Consider the following 366-nt stretch of genomic DNA (forward strand, 5'->3'; position numbering starts at 1 on the left):
CTCACAGCCGGCTTGGAAGGCCGGAACTCTACCATTGAGCTACACCCGCATGGTGACTCATAGGGGAATCGAACCCCTGTTACCGCCGTGAAAGGGCGGTGTCTTGACCGCTTGACCAATGAGCCATCTATGGAGCTGGTAATAGGACTCGAACCTACAACCTGCTGATTACAAGTCAGCTGCTCTACCAATTGAGCCATACCAGCATTTTACGTGGCTACGTGCTACTCTCCCAGGGAGTCGCCCCCCAAGTACCATCGCCGCTCAAGAGCTTAACTTCTGTGTTCGGAATGGGAACAGGTGTATCCTCTTTGCTATAATAACCACATAATCTTTATTAAAAATTACATATCGCCAACGATATAC

The 366-nt window shown here is 49.5% G+C and carries 2 tRNA genes and 1 rRNA gene; all 3 read right to left on the minus strand.

Going from position 1 to position 366, the window contains the following annotated elements:
• Positions 1-50: 50 nt before the first annotated feature.
• Positions 51-125 (minus strand) — tRNA-Glu (locus K0039_RS21725).
• 5 nt (positions 126-130) lie between these two features.
• Positions 131-206, minus strand: a tRNA-Thr gene (locus K0039_RS21730).
• Positions 207-211: 5 nt separating this feature from the next.
• Positions 212-328: ribosomal RNA gene (gene rrf, locus K0039_RS21735) — 5S ribosomal RNA — on the minus strand.
• Positions 329-366: the final 38 nt, after the last annotated feature.

It is taken from the genome of Terrisporobacter mayombei, from assembly GCF_020748465.1.
Lineage (GTDB): Bacteria > Bacillota > Clostridia > Peptostreptococcales > Peptostreptococcaceae > Terrisporobacter > Terrisporobacter mayombei.